Here is a 592-nt window from a genome sequence, read left to right on the forward strand (position 1 = left end):
CGCCTATGTCAACGATCCGAGTTTAAATGAAGTAGACGAAGACTTCTTCCCAACCAACACCCAAGTGGTTTGGTTAAGACTAGACAGTAACGCCCAAGGCAACTTCTGTTCAACCATCACCCCAATTGAAATCATCGTCGAACCCAATCCAGAGCTCAATCCCGCCGGAGAACCTTTTGGTTATACTCTATGCGAAGGCGAGCCTACGCAATTGCCTAGTGCAGAAGAAATCGCTTTTAGTTTGTACGATGCAACCAATGGCAGTCCATCGGAAATTATTCCTGTACTCGACCCAGCCAATGAAAACCAAGACCAAGCCAATTACGAATACAGCTTCCACTTAAGTGAAGACAATGCCGAAGCAAACACAAACGCTTTAGGCGAAGGATACCAAGCTACCAACGGACAAATCCTGTACTTAAGAGTAACGCATATCGTAACCGGATGCTACAACATTGATAACATCGCTGAAGTAGAAATTACCATTGAGCCTAGACCCGAGATCACGGATGAAGAACTCACCCCAATAGTAGTATGTGCCGATGAGCAACAAAATAATGCAGACCAAGCCGACAACCAAGAAGTAGCTACG

Annotated in this window: 1 protein-coding gene; it reads left to right on the top strand. The window is 45.4% G+C overall.

Features of this window, described 5'->3' with window-relative positions; genetic code table 11:
- The coding region (locus IEV72_RS13590) for an FIDD domain-containing protein (protein WP_188459663.1) at positions 1-592 on the top strand (592 nt) is incomplete at both ends.

It is taken from the genome of Psychroflexus planctonicus, assembly GCF_014640195.1.
GTDB lineage: Bacteria > Bacteroidota > Bacteroidia > Flavobacteriales > Flavobacteriaceae > Psychroflexus > Psychroflexus planctonicus.